The following is an 18994-nucleotide window of genomic DNA, read 5'->3' on the forward strand; positions in this document are numbered from 1 at the left end:
CGTCAGCGCCCGGGTTTGGTGGGTTTGAGCCCCGAGCTTTCGGGGCTCCGTAACGCTTAGCGAATGACGTTACCGCGCTGTACGCAATGCCCATCGTTGCAGTTAACGGCATCTACCCTGGCGGCACGATGATTTCTTGCCTGCGCGGTAACCGTTGCAGCCGCTACCGGGTGGGCGGAATTCGCGACCACGGCTGCGCGTTCTACAGGGTGAAACACAACCCCAGCAAAGGCTGAGCATGGGGCGATTAAAGCCAGCGCGATCAGGATCTTCTTCATCAATTTTCTCCGTTCAATTTTGTATTACCTGGTGAGCCAGGGATACGTTCTGATGGCGGGAGAGTACATTACAGCAACCCGTTAAGTTGTGTTTATGGGTGCTATTGAACAGAAAGTAACTTACGAAGTTGCGGGAAAAAAAGTAAATCTGACGGCAGGAAAGTGTCCCCTGCAGGAATCGAACCTGCAACTAGCCCTTAGGAGGGGCTCGTTATATCCATTTAACTAAGGGGACAAAGCGGCACGAGTATAACGTCATTTATACAATGCGTTAAGCGCGTGACCGCCTGACTGCTTAAAGTGTCGCCACTCACACCGCTTTTTTGCGTTCTTCCTCTTTTTCCTGCTGGGCTTGCTCTTTCGCTTTTAGTTCAGCTTTACGCTTATTCGACATATCGTTACGGATTTGCGCATGGCTGAGCAGGGCAAAAATAAAGGTACCGCCGCAGATGTTACCGGCAAGGGTAGGGAGCGCGAAGGGCCAGAAAAACTCGGTCCAGTGAATGGTGCCGTTAAATACCAGGTACAGGATCTCCACCGTCCCCACCACAATGTGGGTGGTATCGGCCAGGGCGATAAGCCAGGTCATCAGGATAATGACCACGATTTTCGCTGAACCGGCAGCCGGGAACATCCAGACCATGGTGGCGACAATCCAGCCGGAGATGATCGCGTTGGCGAACATCTCTGAGGGGCTGTTTTCCATCACCCCCATCCCGATTTTCACAAAGGCGTCGCGGGTGGGCTCATCAAATATCGGCATAAACTCGAACGCCCAGGCGGCGACACCGGTGCCGATGATATTACCGAGCAGCACCACGCTCCACAGGCGCATCAGCAGGCCGAAATTACCCCAGGTTGGGCTTTGCATCACCGGCAGTACTGCGGTGACGGTATTCTCGGTGAAGAGCTGCTGGCGCGCCATAATCACGATAATAAAGCCAAAGGTGTATCCGATGTTTTCGATGATTATGCCGCCGGGCACCCCTTCAAGCTCGACATGAAAAATCCCTTTCGCCAGCAGGGAGGCGCCCATCGATAATCCGGCGGCAATGGCCGACCAGAACAGCGCCATGGCGTCGCGCTCCAGCTCCTTTTCACCGTCCTGGCGAATATGTTCGTGGATTGCCATTGCACGTGAGGGCAGGCGATCCTCGTCAACCTCAATCTTCTTTCCCCGGCGATTCTCCTCGCTTTCAACTTCCAACTCTTCGGTATGGCTATCAATTTTTTCTTCTTTTAGCTCGTCCATCGCAATGCTCCATAGGTTGCAGATACCTTTAAGCGTAGCGCTTTTTCTCCCGCCGCCCGTGGGGAAGCTCTTAAATTCCTGTAATGGCAATAAAGGCGATACATTGCCAGCAAAGGCCGTATAAAATTGCCAGCCAAACGAAAACCTAAAGCCAGGCTATTCTGAGATCATACCAGAGAGTGTTTATTGCCCCGATTTGTGGTCGTAGACATCAGTAAACGCGCTGATACAATCACTTACACGTTTACAGACAGAGCGCGAAAGCGCCATGACGGATGGCTTTTGCTGATAGCCATACTTAACAGGGAGAAAGATATGAAACTTCGGCTGTCGGTGGTTGCGTTGAGCACCACGTTGCTGATGGGCTGCGCCAGCTCTGGCGAGCAGCAGGGGCGCTCCGATCCTCTGGAAGGATTTAACCGCACCATGTACAACTTCAACTATAACGTGCTGGATCCGTATGTGGTGCGTCCGGTTGCGGTGGCATGGCGGGATTATGTTCCACAACCTGCCCGTAACGGGCTGAGCAACTTCACCAGCAACCTCGAAGAGCCAGCGGTGATGGCGAACTACTTCCTGCAGGGCGATCCCTATCAGGGGATGGTCCACTTTACCCGCTTCTTCCTGAACACCCTGTTAGGGATGGGTGGCTTTATTGACGTTGCCGGGATGGCGAATCCGAAGCTGCAGCGCGAACAGCCGCACCGTTTCGGTAGTACGCTGGGTCACTACAATGTGGGTTACGGTCCGTATGTGCATCTGCCGTTCTACGGTAGCTTCACGTTGCGTGATGACGGCGGTGATATGGTCGATACGCTCTATCCGGTGCTGTCGTGGCTGACCTGGCCGCTGTCGGTGGGTAAATGGACGCTGGAAGGGGTGGAGACGCGCGCGCAACTGCTGGATTCAGACGGTCTGCTGCGTCAGTCTTCCGATCCGTATCTCATGGTGCGTGAAGCGTACTTCCAGAATCACGACTTCATTGCTAACGGCGGTAAGCTGAAACCGGAAGAGAACCCGAACGCGAAAGCGATCGAGAATGAACTCTCCGAGATTGATGCGGAATAAAAAAGAAAAGGTGAGCGCGAGGCTCGCCTTTTTTTATCCCTGCGTGATTAGAACGCGTAGTTGAAGTTCATGCCATAGAGCCAGGCTTTACCTTCAGAAGAGAACTCATACGGACCTTCCTGGAACGTCACTTTCTGACCATGCATATAAGAGACACCCGCATCGATGGAGGCATCTTTGTTGAATGCATAGGTCGCACCGGCGCTCAGCCAGAAGCGATCCTGATCCGGAATGGAGATAGAGCGTTTGTCTGCCGGAACCGGGCTGTCATCGAAGGCGATACCGGTACGGAATGTCCAGTTATCGTCCATATAGTAGGTGGTACCCAGTGCGATGCGGTAAGCGTCACGGAAGCTTTCATCTTTATAGAAAAGCGTATCACCGCCGCTGTTAGTCGCTTTCAGCTCCTGGAACTGGCTCCAGCTCGTGTAGGTCAGGCTATAGTGGATGGCCCATTGCGGCGCGACTCTGTTATAACCGGACAGTTCCCACATCTCAGGTAAATTCAGGGTCAGAGAACCGCCAGTGGTGCGGCCATCCGTCCCCATTGGCAGACCAAAGTTGCCGAGGATCTGATTATAGGCTGAAGGCAGGCTGCTCTTATAGTCGCCATCGAAATCGATTTTCACTTCAGAGCGGTAGGTCAAGCCATACCGGTTGTTCTTATCGATTTCATACAGAATACCGGCGTTCCAGCCAAAGCCCCACTCATCACCTTTCAGGTAGGCAATCTGGGTATCTCCCGGGATCCCCGCGACCTGTCGTGCCAGAGCCGGAGGTAATGCGCCGGAGCCTGCAACGATGCGACCCAGGTCACCCGCGTAGCGCTCAATTTTCGCTTTCGCATAGACCGCATCAAAGCCAACACCGAAACTCCAGTGATTATCCAGGCGATAAGCACCGCTCAGGTTCAGGTTGAGGGTCTCCAGGTCGGTGGTACCGCCGTATGCCCCTGCTGCGTAGTTGTTATTGAACTCGGTCGCCAGTCCGTAGTTAGAGGTGACTGATGCGCCCCAGCCGAATTGATCGTTGATTGGTGCGACAAAGTGCAGGTTTGGCACCCACGCTGTTGGCGCGATGTTATCCGCGTTCAGGCTTGCGCCCGTTGGCGAGCGTCCGGAGATATCCACATCAGGGTCAACAAAGATGGCGCCTGCGGAGAAGGTAGGACGATCAAACATCATGATCAGGGCAGGGTTACGGCTCGCGTTCCCTGCGTCATCAGCGATAGCACCTTCCCCGGAATAGGCGCGGCCCAGGCCTGAGGAAGAGAACTCATTCAACTGAAAGCCCGCTGACCAGGCGGAGGTGGAAACGATTGCCACTGCGACTGCCAGCGCAGTTTTTTTGAACAGGGTTTTCTGGCTCATGACCATAACCTCATTGAGTTATTTTTATTCAATTTTTGTTACATACCGTAACAGGAGCGCGAAGTGTAGGGTCTGTGGTAACACTTAGAAATCAGACCAGTGGCGAGAGTATAGGTCTGACCAGATAGAATGTTGCAAGGGTGTTTATGAATATTTACCGATATGTTTTTCGAAACGGGATCTGGTTGGCAAAATTGTGACCAGTTCGCGTCCTCCTAATGGGTGATTTTTGTTTTAGATCATTTTTACTTGTGATATTGCTCACTTACCCGGTTTAAAGCCATTAACAACTGGAGCCGCTCCCGCCCGGCGCGTAAAATATCAGCATCGTGTTTATCTCGCGCCATGCGCGAATGAAGAGGAAATCTACTATGAGTAAATGCAGTGCTGATGAAACCCCGGTTTGCTGCTGTATGGATGTGGGCACCATTGTGGACAACACGGATTGCACCGCCTCTTACAGCCGTGAGTTTACCCGCCGTGCCGACGCCGAAGAGACGCTGGCCGCGCTGACCGAAAAAGCCCGCAGCGTGGAGTCCGAACCGTGCGCAATCAACGCCAACTTCACCGAAGTGGAAGGCGGCGTTCGTCTGGACATCGACTTCGTGTTCAGCTGCGAAGCAGAATCCCTGATTTTTCAACTCGGTCTGCGTTAAGCCCTTCCCGCGCCTCCCTTCCGGGAGGCGTTTCGTCTCCTCTCTGTGTGTTCGCTCGCAATTTTTCCTCTCCCCGATTGGCTAATGTAAAAATTTAGTTAAGACTGTTATCAGGTCAGACCACTTTGCGCATTTGTTATTCACAGGGGAGCGTTATGAGTCAGGCATTACCGCTAATCACCCGTCAGGGGGATCGCATTGCCATTGTCAGTGGATTACGCACGCCATTTGCCCGTCAGGCGACGGCGTATCATGGCGTACCTGCCGTCGATCTGGGAAAAATGGTTGTAGGGGAGCTGCTGGCTCGCAGTGAAATCCCACCCGAGGTGATTGAACAGCTGGTCTTTGGCCAGGTGGTGCAAATGCCGGAAGCGCCGAATATCGCCCGTGAAATCGTGCTGGGCACCGGAATGAATGTCCACACCGATGCCTACAGCGTCAGCCGCGCCTGCGCCACCAGCTTTCAGGCGGTGGCGAACGTGGCAGAAAGCCTGATAACCGGCACCATTCGCGCCGGGATAGCCGGGGGCGCAGACTCCTCGTCCGTGTTACCGATTGGCGTCAGCAAAAAGCTCGCGCGCGTGCTGGTAGACGTCAACAAGGCCCGCACCACTGGGCAGCGGCTGTCACTGTTCTCGCGCCTGCGTCTGCGCGATCTCCTTCCTGTTCCGCCCGCCGTGGCGGAATACTCCACCGGGCTGCGAATGGGGGATACCGCCGAACAGATGGCGAAAACCTATGGCATCACCCGTGAGCAGCAGGATGCCCTGGCGCACCGCTCGCATCAGCGCGCCGCAGAAGCCTGGGCAGAAGGCAAGCTGGCGGAGGAGGTGATGACCGCCTACACCCCGCCGTATCGCGAACCGCTAAGCCAGGATAACAATATTCGCGGCACCTCTACGCTGGCGGATTACGCGAAACTGCGTCCGGCATTCGACCGCAAACATGGCACCGTCACGGCGGCGAACAGCACACCGTTAACCGATGGCGCGGCAGCGGTGATCCTGATGACCGAATCCCGCGCCAGAGAGCTGGGCCTGAAGCCGCTCGGCTATCTGCGCAGCTATGCCTTTACCGCCATTGATGTCTGGCAGGACATGCTGCTGGGGCCGGCCTGGTCCACGCCGCTGGCGCTGGAGCGTGCCGGACTGACGATGGGCGATCTGACGCTCATCGACATGCATGAAGCCTTTGCCGCCCAGACTCTGGCTAACCTGAAACTGCTGGCAAGCGACCGTTTTGCCCGGGATGTGCTGGGCCGCGCCCACGCCACCGGCGAAGTGGACGAAAGCAAATTTAACGTGCTGGGGGGCTCCATTGCCTACGGTCACCCCTTTGCGGCGACCGGGGCGAGGATGATCACCCAGACGCTGCATGAGTTGCGCCGTCGCGGCGGTGGGTTTGGACTGGTCACCGCCTGTGCTGCGGGTGGCCTGGGTGCCGCAATGGTTCTGGAGGCAGAGTAATGGAGATGACAACGGCATTCACCCTGGACGTACGTCCGGACAACGTGGCGGTAGTCACCATTGACGCCCCAGGCGAAAAGATGAATACCCTGAAAGCGGAGTTTGGCGGTCAGGTTCGCGCTATCCTCAAACAGGTGCGAGAAAACAAAGCTTTGCGCGGGCTGGTATTTATCTCGGCCAAGCCGGATAACTTTATCGCCGGGGCCGATATCAACATGATTGCCCGCGCCGAAAGCGCCCAGGCAGCGGAAGATCTGGCCCGTCAGGGGCAGCAGATCATGGCCGAAATTCATGCCCTGACCATTCCGGTGATTGCGGCGATCAACGGCGCCTGTCTCGGCGGCGGCCTGGAGCTGGCGCTGGCCTGCCACGGACGAATTTGTACCGACGACGCCAAAACGGTGCTGGGCCTGCCGGAGGTACAGCTTGGCTTACTGCCGGGCTCAGGCGGCACCCAGCGCCTGCCGCGTCTGGTGGGCGTCAGCACGGCGCTGGAGATGATCCTCGCCGGCAAACAGCTGCGCCCACGCCAGGCCCTGAAAGTCGGGCTGGTGGATGAGGTGGTTCCGCATTCCATTCTGCTGGAGGCCGCCGTGGCGCGCGCGCTGAAAGGCAAACCCGACAGCCGTCGCTTACCGGTGCGCGAGCGCGTGCTGGCAGGCCCACTGGGGCGTACGCTGCTGTTCAAAATGGTGGCGAACAAAACCGAGCAAAAAACCCAGGGCAACTACCCGGCGACAAAACGCATTCTTGAGGTTATTCATACCGGTCTGACCCAGGGCAGCAGCAGCGGCTATGCCGCAGAAGCGAAAGCCTTTGGCGAGCTGGCGATGACGCCGCAGTCTCAGGCGCTGCGCAGCATCTTTTTTGCCAGCACCGACGTGAAAAAAGATCCCGGCAGCGAAGCCGAGCCTGCGCCGCTGGCGTCAATTGGCGTGCTGGGCGGTGGCCTGATGGGGGGCGGGATCGCCTTCGTCAGCGCCAGCAAAGGCAAATTACCGGTGCGGATCAAAGACATCAACCCGAAAGGGATCAACCACGCCCTGCAGTACAGCTGGCAGCTGCTTGATAAAAAGGTCAAACGCCGCCATATCAAAGCCAGCGAGCGCGATCGCCAGATGGCGCTGATCTCCGGCACCACTGACTACAGCGGATTCCGTCATCGCGATGTGGTGATTGAGGCAGTATTTGAAGACCTGGCGCTGAAACAGCAGATGGTGGCCGAGATCGAAGCGAACTGTGCGCCGCACACCATTTTTGCCTCTAATACCTCCTCATTGCCTATCGGCGATATTGCGGCCCAGGCCGCGCGCCCTGAGCAGGTGATCGGGCTGCATTTCTTTAGTCCGGTAGAAAAAATGCCGCTGGTGGAGGTTATCCCCCATGCCGGAACCAGCCCGCAGACCGTTGCCACCGTCGTTAAGCTGGCAAAAATGCAGGGCAAAACGCCGGTGGTGGTGGCTGATAAAGCCGGGTTCTACGTCAACCGCATTCTGGCCCCCTATATCAACGAGGCCATGCGCCTGCTGACCGAAGGCGAAAAGGTCGAGCATATCGATAATGCGCTGGTGAAGTTTGGTTTCCCCGTTGGCCCAATCCAACTTTTGGATGAGGTGGGAATCGATACCGGCACTAAAATTATACCTGTGCTGGAAAGCGCTTACGGCGAACGGTTTAGCGCGCCCGCAAACATTGTTTCTGCAATTTTGAATGACGATCGCAAAGGCAGAAAAAATGGCCGCGGTTTCTATCTTTACGACCTAAAAGGGCGTAAAAGCAAGAAGCGGGTCGACCCGGCGATTTATGGGCTTATTAAGTCTGGCGGCGAGGGCAAACTCTCTGCGACCCAGTGCGCGGAACGCTGCGTGATGATGATGCTCAACGAAGCGGCGCGCTGCTTTGATGAGAAGATCATTAAAAATGCCCGCGATGGCGACATTGGCGCCGTCTTTGGCATTGGTTTCCCACCTTTCCTGGGTGGCCCGTTCCGCTATATGGATAGCGTAGGTGCGGGTGAAGTTGTTGCGATTTTACAACGACTGGCTGTGCAATATGGGCCGCGGTTTACACCGTGTGACACATTATTGCAGATGGCGGATCAGGGGCTGCGATTTTGGCCAGCAAAGGAAACTGACCTTGTAAATTAAGGTCAAATAAGAGTAAATCCGCCGTTGAAGGGTCTGGTCCTGTCTAATTTGTAAACAGACATTGACTATACTTACGCCGTTGAGGTAAAAAACAGCGTTTCATTCAACGGATGGATCAGGCACAATGCCCGGCCATCGGGTTTTCTACCTCGTTATGTGTTCACACGGGGTAATAACACCGGTGATCCTGGTCAACAAAAGCGGTGCAATATGCAAGTTTTTATCATGCGTCACGGTGACGCGGCACTTGATGCTGCCAGTGACTCTGTACGTCCTCTGACGCCTTGCGGCTGTGACGAGTCCCGTCAAATGGCTACCTGGTTGAAAGGGCAAAAAGTGGATATTGAACGTGTCCTCGTCAGCCCGTTCTTACGCGCTGAACAGACGCTGGATGTGGTAGGGGAGTGTATGAACCTGCCAGCCAATGTCGATGTTCTGCCAGAGCTTACCCCGTGTGGCGACGTGGGTCTTGTCAGTGCCTATCTTCAGGCGCTGTGCAATGAAGGTGTCGCCTCTGCGTTGGTAATTTCCCATCTGCCGTTAGTCGGCTATCTGGTGGCTGAACTCTGCCCGGGCGAAACGCCGCCAATGTTCAGCACCTCTGCCATTGCCAACGTTACCCTCTCTGAAACGGGTGCTGGCGTCTTCAACTGGCAGATGAGCCCCTGCAATCTGAAGATGGCGAAAGCTATCTGATGTAAATCGGACCCAGGCGGGTAGCATGAGCCACCCGCCTGCCTCTCAGGGCAGCTCAGGCGGTTGCCACTCTTCCACTTCAATCAACACCAGCAAGGCGGCATCACCGCCATACTCTTTCGGTGCCTGATGAAATGCCATCACGTGTGGATGCTGAGCCAGCCACAGTGGGGTTTGCTGCTTGAGAATATGTTTGCCGTGGCCGTGCATCACGCAGGCGCAAAAAACATGTTCGCGACGGCAGGCGGCAATCAGCGCGCCCAGCTCCTGTTTCGCCTGCATCTGGGTCAGCCCGTGCAGATCGAGGAACAGCTCCGGCGAATAATCTCCCCGACGCAGTTTTTTCAGCTCGAAATGGCTGACGTCCGCGCGCACATATTTCACCGCACCTTCCGTGTTCAGCAGCGGCTGAAACTCATCGGAAAAGTAGTGGCTGGCGTCGGCCTGCTCCTGAATCAGCCGTTTTACGGGAACTTCACTCACTTTTTTGCGCTGCGGGCGGTGGACAATGGTGTCCTGCTTGATTTGACGCGTGCCGGTCATTAGCTGACGAAACAGCGTTTGATCCTCCTCGCTGAGCGATATTTTCTTTTTCATGGGGTCGTCTCATCTCTTATTTCCGACAGTGTACCTGACTCACTGCGCGGCAAAACGCATTTTTTACCCGCAAGCCGTTAGCGACAGTGCTGATTTATCGCCGTCTTCATGGCACACTAGCCGCCGAAAATTTAGCGAGCATGCCCTGGAGAACATAGTGGATAAAATTTTTGTCGATGAAGCGGTGAATGAGCTGCAAACCATTCAGGACATGTTGCGTTGGGCGGTCAGCCGTTTCAGCGCGGCCAATATCTGGTACGGCCATGGTACCGACAACCCGTGGGATGAGGCGGTACAGCTGGTTCTGCCATCCCTCTATCTGCCGCTGGATATTCCGGAAGATATGCGCTCCGCGCGCCTTACCTCCAGCGAAAAACACCGCATCGTTGAGCGCGTGATCCGTCGTGTAAACGAGCGCATTCCGGTGGCCTACCTCACCAACAAAGCCTGGTTCTGCGGCCATGAGTTTTTTGTCGATGAACGCGTGCTGGTGCCGCGCTCGCCGATTGGTGAACTGATCAACAACCAGTTCGCTGGCCTGATTGACCATCAGCCTGAGCATATCCTGGATATGTGTACCGGCAGCGGCTGCATCGCCATTGCCTGCGCGTACGCCTTCCCGGAAGCGGAAGTAGATGCTGTCGATATCTCCCCTGATGCGCTGGCGGTAGCGGAACACAATATTGAAGAGCACGGCCTGATCCATCACGTCACGCCGATCCGTTCCGATCTGTTCCGTGACCTGCCGAAAATGCAGTACGACCTGATTGTGACCAATCCGCCGTACGTTGACGCAGAAGACATGTCAGACCTGCCAAACGAATACCGTCACGAACCAGAGCTGGGACTGGCCTCTGGCTCCGACGGCCTGAAGCTGACCCGCCGCATTCTGGCCTGCGCGCCAGATTATCTCACCGACAACGGCATTCTGATTTGTGAAGTCGGTAACAGCATGGTACATCTGATGGAGCAATATCCGGATGTGCCGTTCACCTGGCTCGAGTTCGACAACGGTGGCGATGGCGTCTTCATGCTGACTAAAGCGCAGCTTCTCGCCGCGCGCGAACACTTCAGCATCTACAAAGATTAATCCAACGGGCTTCGGCCCGTTTCACATTGCGCAAACACAGAAAGCTCAAATACAGAACAACGAAAACGGAGCCGTGATGGCAGGAAACAGTATTGGACAATTATTCCGTGTGACGACGTTTGGTGAGTCCCACGGGCTGGCGCTGGGCTGTATCGTTGATGGCGTACCGCCAGGCATCGAACTGACTGAAGCCGATTTACAGCACGATCTCGACCGACGCCGTCCAGGCACGTCACGCTACACCACCCAGCGCCGCGAGCCGGATCAGGTCAAAATTCTGTCAGGCGTCTTTGAAGGACGCACCACCGGCACCAGCATCGGCCTGTTGATTGAGAATACCGATCAGCGTTCCCAGGACTACGGTGCCATTAAGGATGTGTTCCGTCCGGGTCACGCCGACTATACCTACGAGCAGAAATACGGTTTCCGCGACTATCGCGGCGGCGGACGCTCCTCCGCCCGTGAAACCGCCATGCGCGTCGCGGCAGGGGCCATTGCCAAAAAATACCTCGCACAGAAGTTTGGCATCACCATTCGCGGCTGCCTGACCCAGATGGGCGATATCCCGCTGGCGATCGCCGATTGGGAGCAGGTTGAACAGAACCCGTTCTTCTGCGCTGACGCCTCGAAGCTGGAAGCGCTCGATGAACTGATGCGCGCCCTGAAGAAAGAGGGCGACTCCATTGGCGCCAAAGTCACCGTGGTGGCTGACGGCGTCCCGCCGGGCTGGGGCGAGCCGGTCTTTGACCGCCTCGATGCTGATATCGCCCATGCGATGATGAGCATCAATGCGGTAAAAGGGGTGGAGATTGGCGACGGTTTTGACGTGGTTCAGCTTCGTGGCAGCCAGAACCGGGACGAGATCACAGCCCAGGGCTTCCAGAGCAATCACGCGGGCGGCATTTTAGGCGGCATCAGCAGCGGGCAGCAGATTATCGCCAACATCGCGCTGAAACCAACCTCCAGCATTACCGTGCCGGGCCACACCATTAACCGCTCTGGTGAAGAAGTTGAGATGATCACCAAAGGACGTCACGATCCCTGCGTCGGGATCCGCGCAGTGCCGATCGCCGAAGCAATGCTGGCGATCGTGCTAATGGATCACTTCCTGCGCCAGCGCGCGCAGAATGCGGATGTGACGACCACCATTCCACGCTGGTAACCATGAAAAAAACCGCAATTGCTCTGCTGGCGCTGCTTGCCAGTGGGGCCGCTCTGGCGGCAACGCCATGGCAAAAAATCACCCACCCGATCGCGGGCAGCGCGCAGTCAATTGGGGCGTTCTCTAATGGCTGTATCGTTGGTGCGCAGGAACTTCCTCTGCAGTCGGATACGTATCAGGTGATGCGTACCGACCAGCGCCGCTACTTCGGCCACCCGGACCTGGTGCTGTTTATTCAGCGACTGGGTAACCAGGTGCATAACCTGGGACTCGGCACGGTGCTGGTGGGCGATATGGGGATGCCGGCAGGCGGACGCTTTAACGGCGGCCACGCCAGCCACCAGACCGGGCTGGATGTCGATATCTTCCTCCAGCTGCCGAAAACGCGCTGGTCATCTTCGCAACTGCTGAAGCCGCAGGCGCTCGATCTGGTTTCCAGCGATGGCAAGCGGGTGGTGCCGTCGCGCTGGTCGCCAGAGGTCTCCAGCATGATCAAGCTGGCGGCGGAAGATAACGACGTCACACGTATCTTCGTTAACCCGGCCATCAAGCAGCAGCTATGCGAAGATGCCGGAACCGACCGCGACTGGCTGCGTAAAGTGCGGCCGTGGTTCCAGCACCGCGCGCACATGCACGTGCGCCTGCGATGCCCGGCGAACAGCCTCGAGTGTGAAGATCAACCGTTACCGCCGCCAGGCGATGGCTGCGGCGCGGAATTACAAAGCTGGTTTGAGCCAGCGAAACCTGGACCCACCAAGCCTGTGAAGAAGACACCGCCTCCGTTGCCGCCTTCCTGTCAGGCGCTACTGGATGAGCATGCCCTGTGATGGACCAATTTGCTGAGTTGTTTATGGTGTCGCCGCTGATGCTGGTGGCGCTGTTTTTTATCGCCATGCTGGCCGGGTTTATTGATGCCCTGGCCGGTGGCGGCGGGTTACTGACGGTTCCGGCCCTGCTGGCGGCGGGCATGAGCCCAGCCCAGGCGCTGGCGACGAACAAATTGCAGGCGTGTGGCGGATCGTTATCCGCCTCGCTTTATTTTATCCGCCGCAAGGTGGTGAACCTCGCCGATCAGAAGCTCAACATTCTGATGACCTTTATCGGCTCTACCAGCGGGGCGCTGCTGGTTCAGCATGTGCAGTCCGATATTTTGCGCCAGATTTTGCCGATTCTCGTCATCTGCATTGGCCTCTACTTTTTGCTGATGCCGAAACTGGGCGAAGAGGACAGGCAGCGCCGCCTGCACGGCCTGCCGTTTGCCCTGATTGCGGGCGGCTGCGTCGGTTTTTACGACGGCTTCTTCGGGCCCGGAGCCGGGTCGTTTTACGCCCTGGCGTTTGTCACGCTGGCTGGTTTCAACCTCGCCAAATCCACCGCCCATGCGAAAGTGCTGAACGCCACCTCTAATGTCGGTGGCCTGCTGCTCTTTATCATCGGCGGGAAGGTGATTTGGGCGACCGGCTTCGTGATGATGGCCGGACAATTTCTGGGCGCACGGGCAGGTTCGCGTCTGGTGTTAAGCAAAGGGCAACAGCTCATCCGTCCGATGATTGTCATTGTCTCGGCCGTGATGAGTGCCAAACTTCTTTATGACAGCCACGGACAGGAGATCCTCCACTGGTTGGGGATGAACTAATGAACAGTACGCATAAATACGAACAGCTGATTGAGATTTTCGACGGCTGCTTCGCACAAGATTTTAATACCCGTCTGATTAAAGGCGACGACGAACCGATCTATCTTCCTGCTGATGCAGAGCTACCGTACAACCGGATCGTGTTCGCACACGGCTTTTACGCCAGTGCGCTGCACGAAATATCCCACTGGTGCATTGCCGGTAAAGCGCGCCGCGAGCTGGTGGACTTCGGCTACTGGTACTGCCCGGATGGGCGTGACGCCGCGACCCAGGGGCAATTTGAAGATGTGGAAGTGAAACCCCAGGCGCTGGAATGGCTCTTCTGCGTGGCGGCAGGATTTCCGTTCAACGTCAGCTGCGACAATCTCGAAGGCGACTTCGAGCCAGACCGTATTGTCTTCCAGCGCCGCGTACACGCGCAGGTGATGGAGTATCTTGAGAAAGGCATCCCGGAACGTCCGGCGCGCTTGATCAAGGCTTTACAGAATTATTACCACACGCCGGACATCACGGCGGAACACTTCCCGTGGCCGGAAGATCTTAACTGAGGAAAGAAGATGATCGCAGAATTTGAATCACGCATTCTGGCGTTAATTGATGACATGGTGGAGCACGCCAGTGACGATGAACTGTTTGCCAGCGGTTATCTGCGTGGTCACCTGACGCTGGCCGTCGCCGAACTGGAAGCCGGTGACGACCACTCTGCGGACGCGGTGCATGCTGAAGTCTCCCGCAGCCTGGAAAAAGCGATTCTGGCCGGCGAACTCTCTCCGCGCGACCAGTCATTAGTGCTGGGGATGTGGGAAACCTTGTTTCAGAAAGCCAGCCTGACGTCATAAGTTAGCGCCTGGACATGTAGGCCGGGCAAGCGAATGCGTCGCCCGGCGTTAAAACGGCTCCTTTGCCAGACGCCCGGTGGCGCTACGCTTACCGGGCCTACGCTTTCACCCTCTTCCCCTTCAACAACTTCCTCACCCATAACCGGTTCGGATTGAGCGCGGCCAGCGTGTGGCTGTCCAGCGGGATCGGCTCGTGGCTCATTTGCGCGGCAAGAACCTCCGCCGTCAGCGGCGCCGTACAAAGCCCGCGGGAGCCCAGCCCGCCCAGCATAAACAGATTCCGGAACGCCGGGGCGCTGACCGCCTGGGATGTGTTGCTGGCGAGATCCTGATAAGCCGTCAGCGTGGCTTCATAGTCCGGTACTGCACCCGTCATCGGCAGATGATCGCGGGTGGCGCAGCGAATACCGGTGCGCGCCTCGCCTGCGCTGACATCCACCTCACGCGCCCATGCCGCTTCGGGTAAACAGTCGAGCAGACGCTGGCGATTATGCTGCTGGTCCTCATCGCTGTACTGCGGCTCGGTCTGCCCGCGATGATAGCTTGCGCCGATGCAGTGCTGGCCGTTGGCCGGATTTTGCGGGGTCAGATACCCGTCGTAGCAGAGCACCTGGCGCAGCTGGCTCAGCTGCGGGGCCGCCGGGATATGGCTCACCTGGCCACCCACCGGGTAGACCGGCAGTGGTGCGGTCTGGCTGAACTGGCTGATGCCGTGTCCGTTCGCCAGCACCACGCTGCCATGCTGCGCCTGCTCACCGTCGGCAAACTGCAACATCCACCGGGCGTCGGTCTGCGCCAGCGACGTTACCTTGCGGCCATAGTGCACCTGCAGGCCCAGAGTTTGGGCCAGCGCGATCGCCGCCGCGGTAAGCTGCGCCGGGCACAGCCAGCCGCCGAGCGGATACTGGATCCCGCCGCAGCCGGTCGGCACTCCGATGCTCTCCGCCACCTGTTGGGCATTCACCGCCACCGCAATCTGCTCGGGCAGGCCCAGAGCCAGCATATGGTCAATTTTCTGCTGACTCTTCTCATCCCAGCCAAGCTGAGTCACGCCGCACCAGGTATGATCAAAGGCCACCGGCAGAGCATCATACAGGCGACGGGCAAAGGTAAAGGCCGTCGGGAAAAACTGGCTCAGCGCAGCATCGTGGGCGCTAAGCAGGGGATAGAGCGCCCCCTGACGATTGCCGGAGGCGCCCGTCGCCGGTGTATCGTCGGCGCAGTAGAGCGTCACCTGCCAGCCACGGCGCAGCAGCGCCAGCGACAGCAGCGCGCTGGCAATCCCGCCGCCCACCACGGCGGTTTCGCGCCCGTCGCTGGCCGGACGGGCAAACCATGGGGTGCGGGCAGGGGAGGGGCGATCCTGCTCCATCACCCCGACGAGCATTTCGCGCTTGCGGCCAAAGCCTTTGGTTTTTTTCATCGTGAAACCCGCTTCCTGCAGGCCGCGACGGACAAACCCGGCGCAGGTAAAGGTGGCGAGCGTCCCACCGGGCCGCGCCAGACGCGCCATCGCGGCAAACAGCTCTGGGGTCCACATATCCGGGTTTTTGGCCGGGGCAAAACCGTCGAGGAACCAGGCGTCAACCTGCTGGTTCAGGGAGTCATCCAGCTTGTCGGTGAGTTCGTTAATATCCCCCAGCCAGATATCGAGCGTGACGCGCCCGCCGTCCAGCAGCAGGCGATGACAGCCTGCGATAGGCAGTGGCCACTGGGCCTGAAGCTGTTCCGCCCAGGGGGCTAATTCCGGCCAGTGCTGATGCGCCAGACGGAGATCGTCGGCGGCCAGCGGGTATTTCTCAAAACTGATGAAATGTAACCTTTGCAGGGTAGCGTCAGGGTGCGCCGCACGAAAGCGATCGAACGCTTGCCAGAGGGTGAGGAAATTCAACCCGGTGCCAAATCCGCTCTCCGCCACCACAAAGAGATCGCGGGGATGCAGCGGAAAACGGGAATTCAGCTGATTTCCTTCGAGGAAAACATAACGTGTCTCTTCCAGTCCGTTATCATTAGAGAAGTAGACATCGTCAAAATCTCGGGAAACAGGTGTACCCTCAGCGTTGAATTCGAGGTTGGCGGGTTGTATAGCGTTTTGTTTCACGTAAGTTACTCGTCTGACAGGCTGTGCCGCGATCTTAACGATGTGCGTCTGATGGTGCAAATTTCCGCAGAAAATGGCTGATCGGACTTGTTCAGCGTACAAGTGTACGCTATTGTGCGACTCGAAACTTAAATAGTGCGACTTACAGAGGTATTGAATGAAACGTGCAGTGATTACTGGCTTGGGCATCGTTTCCAGCATCGGTAATAACCAGCAGGAAGTCCTGGCATCTCTGCGTGAAGGACGCTCCGGGATCACCTTCTCTGAAGAGTTTAAAGATTCCGGCATGCGTAGCCACGTATGGGGTAATGTAAAACTGGACACCACGGGCATGATCGATCGCAAAGTGGTCCGTTTCATGAACGATGCCTCCATCTACGCCTATCTCTCTATGCAGGAAGCGATTGCTGACGCTGGCCTGAGCGAAGAGGTTTATCAGAACAACCCGCGTGTGGGTCTGATTGCTGGCTCCGGCGGCTCCTCTAAAGCGCAGGTGTTTGGTGCGGACGCGATGCGTAGCCCGCGCGGTCTGAAAGCGGTGGGTCCATACGTGGTGACCAAAGCGATGGGTTCAGCGGTTTCCGCTTGTCTGGCGACCCCGTTCAAAATCCACGGCGTAAACTACTCCATCAGCTCCGCTTGCGCGACCTCCGCACACTGTATCGGTAACGCGGTTGAGCAGATCCAGCTGGGTAAACAGGACATCGTATTTGCTGGCGGCGGCGAAGAGCTGGGCTGGGAAATGGCCTGTGAGTTCGACGCGATGGGCGCCCTGTCCACCAAATATAACGAATGCCCGGAAAAAGCCTCCCGTACCTATGATGCAAGCCGTGACGGCTTTGTTATCGCAGGCGGCGGCGGTATGGTAGTGGTGGAAGAGCTGGAACACGCGCTGGCCCGCGGTGCGCACATCTATGCTGAGATTGTTGGCTACGGCGCAACCTCCGACGGCGCAGACATGGTGGCTCCATCAGGCGAAGGCGCAGTGCGCTGCATGAAGATGGCGATGCACGGCGTTGATACCCCAATCGACTACCTGAACTCCCACGGTACCTCTACTCCGGTAGGCGACGTGAAAGAGCTGGGTGCTATCCGTGAAGTGTTCGGCGACAACAGCCCGGCTATCTCCGCCACCAAAGCCATGACCGGTCACTCCCTGGGCGCGGCTGGCGTGCAGGAAGCGATCTACTCCCTGCTGATGCTGGAAAACGGCTTTATCGCGCCGAGCATCAACATTGAAGAGATGGACGAGCAGGCCGCAGGTCTGAACATCGTAACCGAAACCACCGAGCGTGAACTGACTACCGTCATGTCCAACAGCTTCGGTTTCGGCGGCACCAACGCCACGCTGGTGATGCGTAAGCTGAAAGCATAAGCGTTTGAATGTATAGTAGAAGGGAGCCTGATGGCTCCCTTTTTTTATGCCTGAACATGGAGTTATGCATGACGGCCGTTACCAAAGATAAAAACGCCGCTTCCGGCAACGTCTCGCTGTTCCGTATCGCCTTTGCGGTATTCCTCACCTATATGACCGTCGGCCTGCCATTGCCGGTGATCCCGCTGTTTGTGCATCAGGAGCTGGGCTATGGCAACACCATGGTCGGCATCGCCGTGGGTATTCAGTTTTTAGCCACGGTGTTAACCCGCGGCTATGCCGGACGGCTGGCGGATCAGCACGGCGCAAAACGCTCGGCATTGCAGGGCATGTTCGCCTGCGCACTGGCGGGTGGCGCATGGTTACTGGCCGCGTTGCTGCCAGTGGAGGCGGCCTATAAATTCGCGCTGCTGGTGGTAGGGCGCTTAATACTCGGTTTTGGTGAAAGTCAGCTCCTGACCGGCACACTCACCTGGGGGATGGGGCTGGTCGGGCCCGCGCGCTCCGGCAAAGTGATGTCGTGGAACGGGATGGCTATCTATGGTGCGCTGGCTGCGGGTGCACCGCTGGGTCTTTTGATCAACAGTCAGTTTGGCTTTGCGGCGCTGGCCGCCACCACCATGGCACTGCCGCTGCTGGCATGGGCGTTTAACGGCACGGTGCGTAAAGTTCCGGCTCATAAAGGCGAACGTCCCTCCCTGTGGAGCGTGGTGGGGCAGATCTGGCAGCCAGGCCTGGGCCTTGCGCTGCAGGGCGTTGGCTTTGCGGTGATTGGTACCTTCGTCTCGCTCTACTTTATGAGCCGCGGCTGGGCGATGGCCGGTTTTACGCTCACCGCTTTTGGCGGCGCGTTTGTTCTGATGCGGGTGCTGTTCGGCTGGATGCCGGATCGTTATGGTGGCGTGAAGGTAGCGGTGGCGTCGCTGGTGATTGAAACCGTGGGTCTGGTGTTGCTCTGGCAGGCGCCAACCGCGCCGGTAGCACTGCTGGGGGCAGCCCTGACCGGCTGCGGCTGTTCGCTGATCTTCCCGGCGCTGGGTGTTGAGGTGGTTAAACGCGTTGCCCCACAGGTGCGGGGCACGGCGCTGGGTGGCTATGCCGCCTTTCAGGATATCTCATACGGCGTGACCGGGCCGCTGGCGGGGCTATTAGCCACCTCGTTTGGCTATCCGTCGGTCTTCCTGGCGGGGGCGGTTTCAGCGGTGGTTGGGATTGTGGTGACGCTGGTGGCGTTTCGGAAATCTTAGCGGTTTGTTGCCGG

Annotated in this window: 18 protein-coding genes and 1 tRNA gene; 13 read left to right on the top strand and 6 right to left on the bottom strand. The window is 57.5% G+C overall.

Translation table 11 applies throughout. The features are described 5' to 3' along the window. Nucleotides 1–56: 56 nt before the first annotated feature. The 3 genes from DVA43_RS01435 to DVA43_RS01445 form a co-directional block, all read right to left on the bottom strand. A complete protein-coding gene (locus DVA43_RS01435) occupies nt 57–278 on the bottom strand; it encodes a hypothetical protein (protein WP_103180578.1) in 222 nt (73 codons plus the stop codon). 163 nt (nt 279–441) lie between these two features. After that, nucleotides 442–513, bottom strand: a tRNA-Arg gene (locus tag DVA43_RS01440). 75 nt (nt 514–588) lie between these two features. Continuing rightward, nucleotides 589–1530: a formate/nitrite transporter family protein gene (locus DVA43_RS01445; RefSeq protein WP_114314348.1), complete on the bottom strand. Its 942-nt coding sequence runs from the start codon at nt 1528–1530 to the stop codon at nt 589–591. Nucleotides 1531–1845: 315 nt separating this feature from the next. On the opposite strand from DVA43_RS01445, the gene mlaA reads away from it, so the two are divergent. Continuing rightward, nucleotides 1846–2598 (top strand): phospholipid-binding lipoprotein MlaA, encoded by a 753-nt coding sequence (mlaA, locus tag DVA43_RS01450; protein ID WP_103825183.1) that lies wholly within the window; start codon nt 1846–1848, stop codon nt 2596–2598. Between the two features lie 47 nt (nt 2599–2645). Here the strand turns inward: mlaA and fadL are convergent, their stop codons facing one another. Continuing rightward, nucleotides 2646–3968 (bottom strand): long-chain fatty acid transporter FadL, encoded by a 1323-nt coding sequence (gene fadL / locus DVA43_RS01455; protein WP_168194633.1) that lies wholly within the window; start codon nt 3966–3968, stop codon nt 2646–2648. Between the two features lie 371 nt (nt 3969–4339). Between fadL and DVA43_RS01460 the strand changes: the two genes are divergently transcribed. The 4 genes from DVA43_RS01460 (at nt 4340) to sixA (ending at nt 8933) form a co-directional block, all read left to right on the top strand. Continuing rightward, the gene (locus DVA43_RS01460; RefSeq protein WP_103825181.1) at nt 4340–4624 is read left to right on the top strand and encodes a YfcZ/YiiS family protein; all 285 of its coding nucleotides are present in this window, start codon (nt 4340–4342) and stop codon (nt 4622–4624) included. 155 nt (nt 4625–4779) lie between these two features. Next, nucleotides 4780–6090: an acetyl-CoA C-acyltransferase FadI gene (gene fadI / locus DVA43_RS01465; RefSeq protein ID WP_114314350.1), complete on the top strand. Its 1311-nt coding sequence runs from the start codon at nt 4780–4782 to the stop codon at nt 6088–6090. Next, nucleotides 6090–8237, top strand: a complete 2148-nt coding sequence (fadJ, locus tag DVA43_RS01470) for a fatty acid oxidation complex subunit alpha FadJ (RefSeq protein WP_114314351.1) — start codon at nt 6090–6092, stop codon at nt 8235–8237. Before fadI ends, fadJ begins: the two co-directional genes overlap by 1 nt. Before the next feature lie 210 nt (nt 8238–8447). Beyond that, nucleotides 8448–8933 (top strand): phosphohistidine phosphatase SixA, encoded by a 486-nt coding sequence (gene sixA / locus DVA43_RS01475; RefSeq protein ID WP_103180541.1) that lies wholly within the window; start codon nt 8448–8450, stop codon nt 8931–8933. 45 nt (nt 8934–8978) lie between these two features. Here sixA and smrB read toward each other — a convergent pair whose 3' ends face one another. Further along, complete coding sequence (gene smrB / locus DVA43_RS01480; protein ID WP_103825178.1) at nt 8979–9530, bottom strand: endonuclease SmrB; 552 nt, start codon at nt 9528–9530, stop codon at nt 8979–8981. 157 nt (nt 9531–9687) lie between these two features. Between smrB and prmB the strand changes: the two genes are divergently transcribed. The 6 genes from prmB (at nt 9688) to DVA43_RS01510 (ending at nt 14257) form a co-directional block, all read left to right on the top strand. Further along, nucleotides 9688–10620: a 50S ribosomal protein L3 N(5)-glutamine methyltransferase gene (gene prmB, locus DVA43_RS01485; RefSeq protein ID WP_114314352.1), complete on the top strand. Its 933-nt coding sequence runs from the start codon at nt 9688–9690 to the stop codon at nt 10618–10620. A gap of 76 nt (nt 10621–10696) precedes the next feature. Next, a complete protein-coding gene (gene aroC / locus DVA43_RS01490; protein ID WP_103180536.1) occupies nt 10697–11782 on the top strand; it encodes a chorismate synthase in 1086 nt (361 codons plus the stop codon). Nucleotides 11783–11784: 2 nt separating this feature from the next. Next, nucleotides 11785–12609 (top strand): penicillin-insensitive murein endopeptidase, encoded by an 825-nt coding sequence (gene mepA, locus DVA43_RS01495; protein ID WP_114314353.1) that lies wholly within the window; start codon nt 11785–11787, stop codon nt 12607–12609. Continuing rightward, entirely contained in the window at nt 12609–13418 is an 810-nt protein-coding gene (locus DVA43_RS01500; RefSeq protein WP_114314354.1) for a sulfite exporter TauE/SafE family protein, read from the top strand. Before mepA ends, DVA43_RS01500 begins: the two co-directional genes overlap by 1 nt. Beyond that, the gene (locus DVA43_RS01505) at nt 13418–13966 is read left to right on the top strand and encodes an elongation factor P hydroxylase (RefSeq protein WP_114314355.1); all 549 of its coding nucleotides are present in this window, start codon (nt 13418–13420) and stop codon (nt 13964–13966) included. Before DVA43_RS01500 ends, DVA43_RS01505 begins: the two co-directional genes overlap by 1 nt. A 9-nt stretch (nt 13967–13975) precedes the next feature. Then, on the top strand, nt 13976–14257 hold the full coding sequence (locus DVA43_RS01510; RefSeq protein ID WP_103825173.1) for a YfcL family protein: 282 nt from the start codon (nt 13976–13978) through the stop codon (nt 14255–14257). 97 nt (nt 14258–14354) lie between these two features. Here DVA43_RS01510 and mnmC read toward each other — a convergent pair whose 3' ends face one another. Then, the gene (mnmC, locus tag DVA43_RS01515; protein ID WP_168194634.1) at nt 14355–16358 is read right to left on the bottom strand and encodes a bifunctional tRNA (5-methylaminomethyl-2-thiouridine)(34)-methyltransferase MnmD/FAD-dependent 5-carboxymethylaminomethyl-2-thiouridine(34) oxidoreductase MnmC; all 2004 of its coding nucleotides are present in this window, start codon (nt 16356–16358) and stop codon (nt 14355–14357) included. A gap of 157 nt (nt 16359–16515) precedes the next feature. Between mnmC and fabB the strand changes: the two genes are divergently transcribed. After that, nucleotides 16516–17733, top strand: a complete 1218-nt coding sequence (fabB, locus tag DVA43_RS01520; RefSeq protein WP_103180525.1) for a beta-ketoacyl-ACP synthase I — start codon at nt 16516–16518, stop codon at nt 17731–17733. A 68-nt stretch (nt 17734–17801) separates the two neighbouring features. Further along, the gene (locus tag DVA43_RS01525; RefSeq protein WP_114314357.1) at nt 17802–18980 is read left to right on the top strand and encodes an MFS transporter; all 1179 of its coding nucleotides are present in this window, start codon (nt 17802–17804) and stop codon (nt 18978–18980) included. Nucleotides 18981–18994 lie beyond the last annotated feature (14 nt).

It is taken from the genome of Leclercia sp. W6, from assembly GCF_003336345.1.
Taxonomy (GTDB): domain Bacteria; phylum Pseudomonadota; class Gammaproteobacteria; order Enterobacterales; family Enterobacteriaceae; genus Enterobacter.

What these genes read in the sequence shown, in the direction of transcription:
- DVA43_RS01435 (WP_103180578.1), bottom strand. Translation starts at nt 278, where the DNA reads ATGAAGAAGATCCTGATCGCGCTGGCTTTAATCGCCCCATGCTCAGCC.
- DVA43_RS01445 (WP_114314348.1), bottom strand. Translation starts at nt 1,530, where the DNA reads ATGGACGAGCTAAAAGAAGAAAAAATTGATAGCCATACCGAAGAGTTG.
- mlaA (WP_103825183.1), top strand. Translation starts at nt 1,846, where the DNA reads ATGAAACTTCGGCTGTCGGTGGTTGCGTTGAGCACCACGTTGCTGATG.
- fadL (WP_168194633.1), bottom strand. Translation starts at nt 3,968, where the DNA reads ATGAGCCAGAAAACCCTGTTCAAAAAAACTGCGCTGGCAGTCGCAGTG.
- DVA43_RS01460 (WP_103825181.1), top strand. Translation starts at nt 4,340, where the DNA reads ATGAGTAAATGCAGTGCTGATGAAACCCCGGTTTGCTGCTGTATGGAT.
- fadI (WP_114314350.1), top strand. Translation starts at nt 4,780, where the DNA reads ATGAGTCAGGCATTACCGCTAATCACCCGTCAGGGGGATCGCATTGCC.
- fadJ (WP_114314351.1), top strand. Translation starts at nt 6,090, where the DNA reads ATGGAGATGACAACGGCATTCACCCTGGACGTACGTCCGGACAACGTG.
- sixA (WP_103180541.1), top strand. Translation starts at nt 8,448, where the DNA reads ATGCAAGTTTTTATCATGCGTCACGGTGACGCGGCACTTGATGCTGCC.
- smrB (WP_103825178.1), bottom strand. Translation starts at nt 9,530, where the DNA reads ATGAAAAAGAAAATATCGCTCAGCGAGGAGGATCAAACGCTGTTTCGT.
- aroC (WP_103180536.1), top strand. Translation starts at nt 10,697, where the DNA reads ATGGCAGGAAACAGTATTGGACAATTATTCCGTGTGACGACGTTTGGT.
- mepA (WP_114314353.1), top strand. Translation starts at nt 11,785, where the DNA reads ATGAAAAAAACCGCAATTGCTCTGCTGGCGCTGCTTGCCAGTGGGGCC.
- DVA43_RS01500 (WP_114314354.1), top strand. Translation starts at nt 12,609, where the DNA reads ATGGACCAATTTGCTGAGTTGTTTATGGTGTCGCCGCTGATGCTGGTG.
- DVA43_RS01505 (WP_114314355.1), top strand. Translation starts at nt 13,418, where the DNA reads ATGAACAGTACGCATAAATACGAACAGCTGATTGAGATTTTCGACGGC.
- DVA43_RS01510 (WP_103825173.1), top strand. Translation starts at nt 13,976, where the DNA reads ATGATCGCAGAATTTGAATCACGCATTCTGGCGTTAATTGATGACATG.
- fabB (WP_103180525.1), top strand. Translation starts at nt 16,516, where the DNA reads ATGAAACGTGCAGTGATTACTGGCTTGGGCATCGTTTCCAGCATCGGT.
- DVA43_RS01525 (WP_114314357.1), top strand. Translation starts at nt 17,802, where the DNA reads ATGACGGCCGTTACCAAAGATAAAAACGCCGCTTCCGGCAACGTCTCG.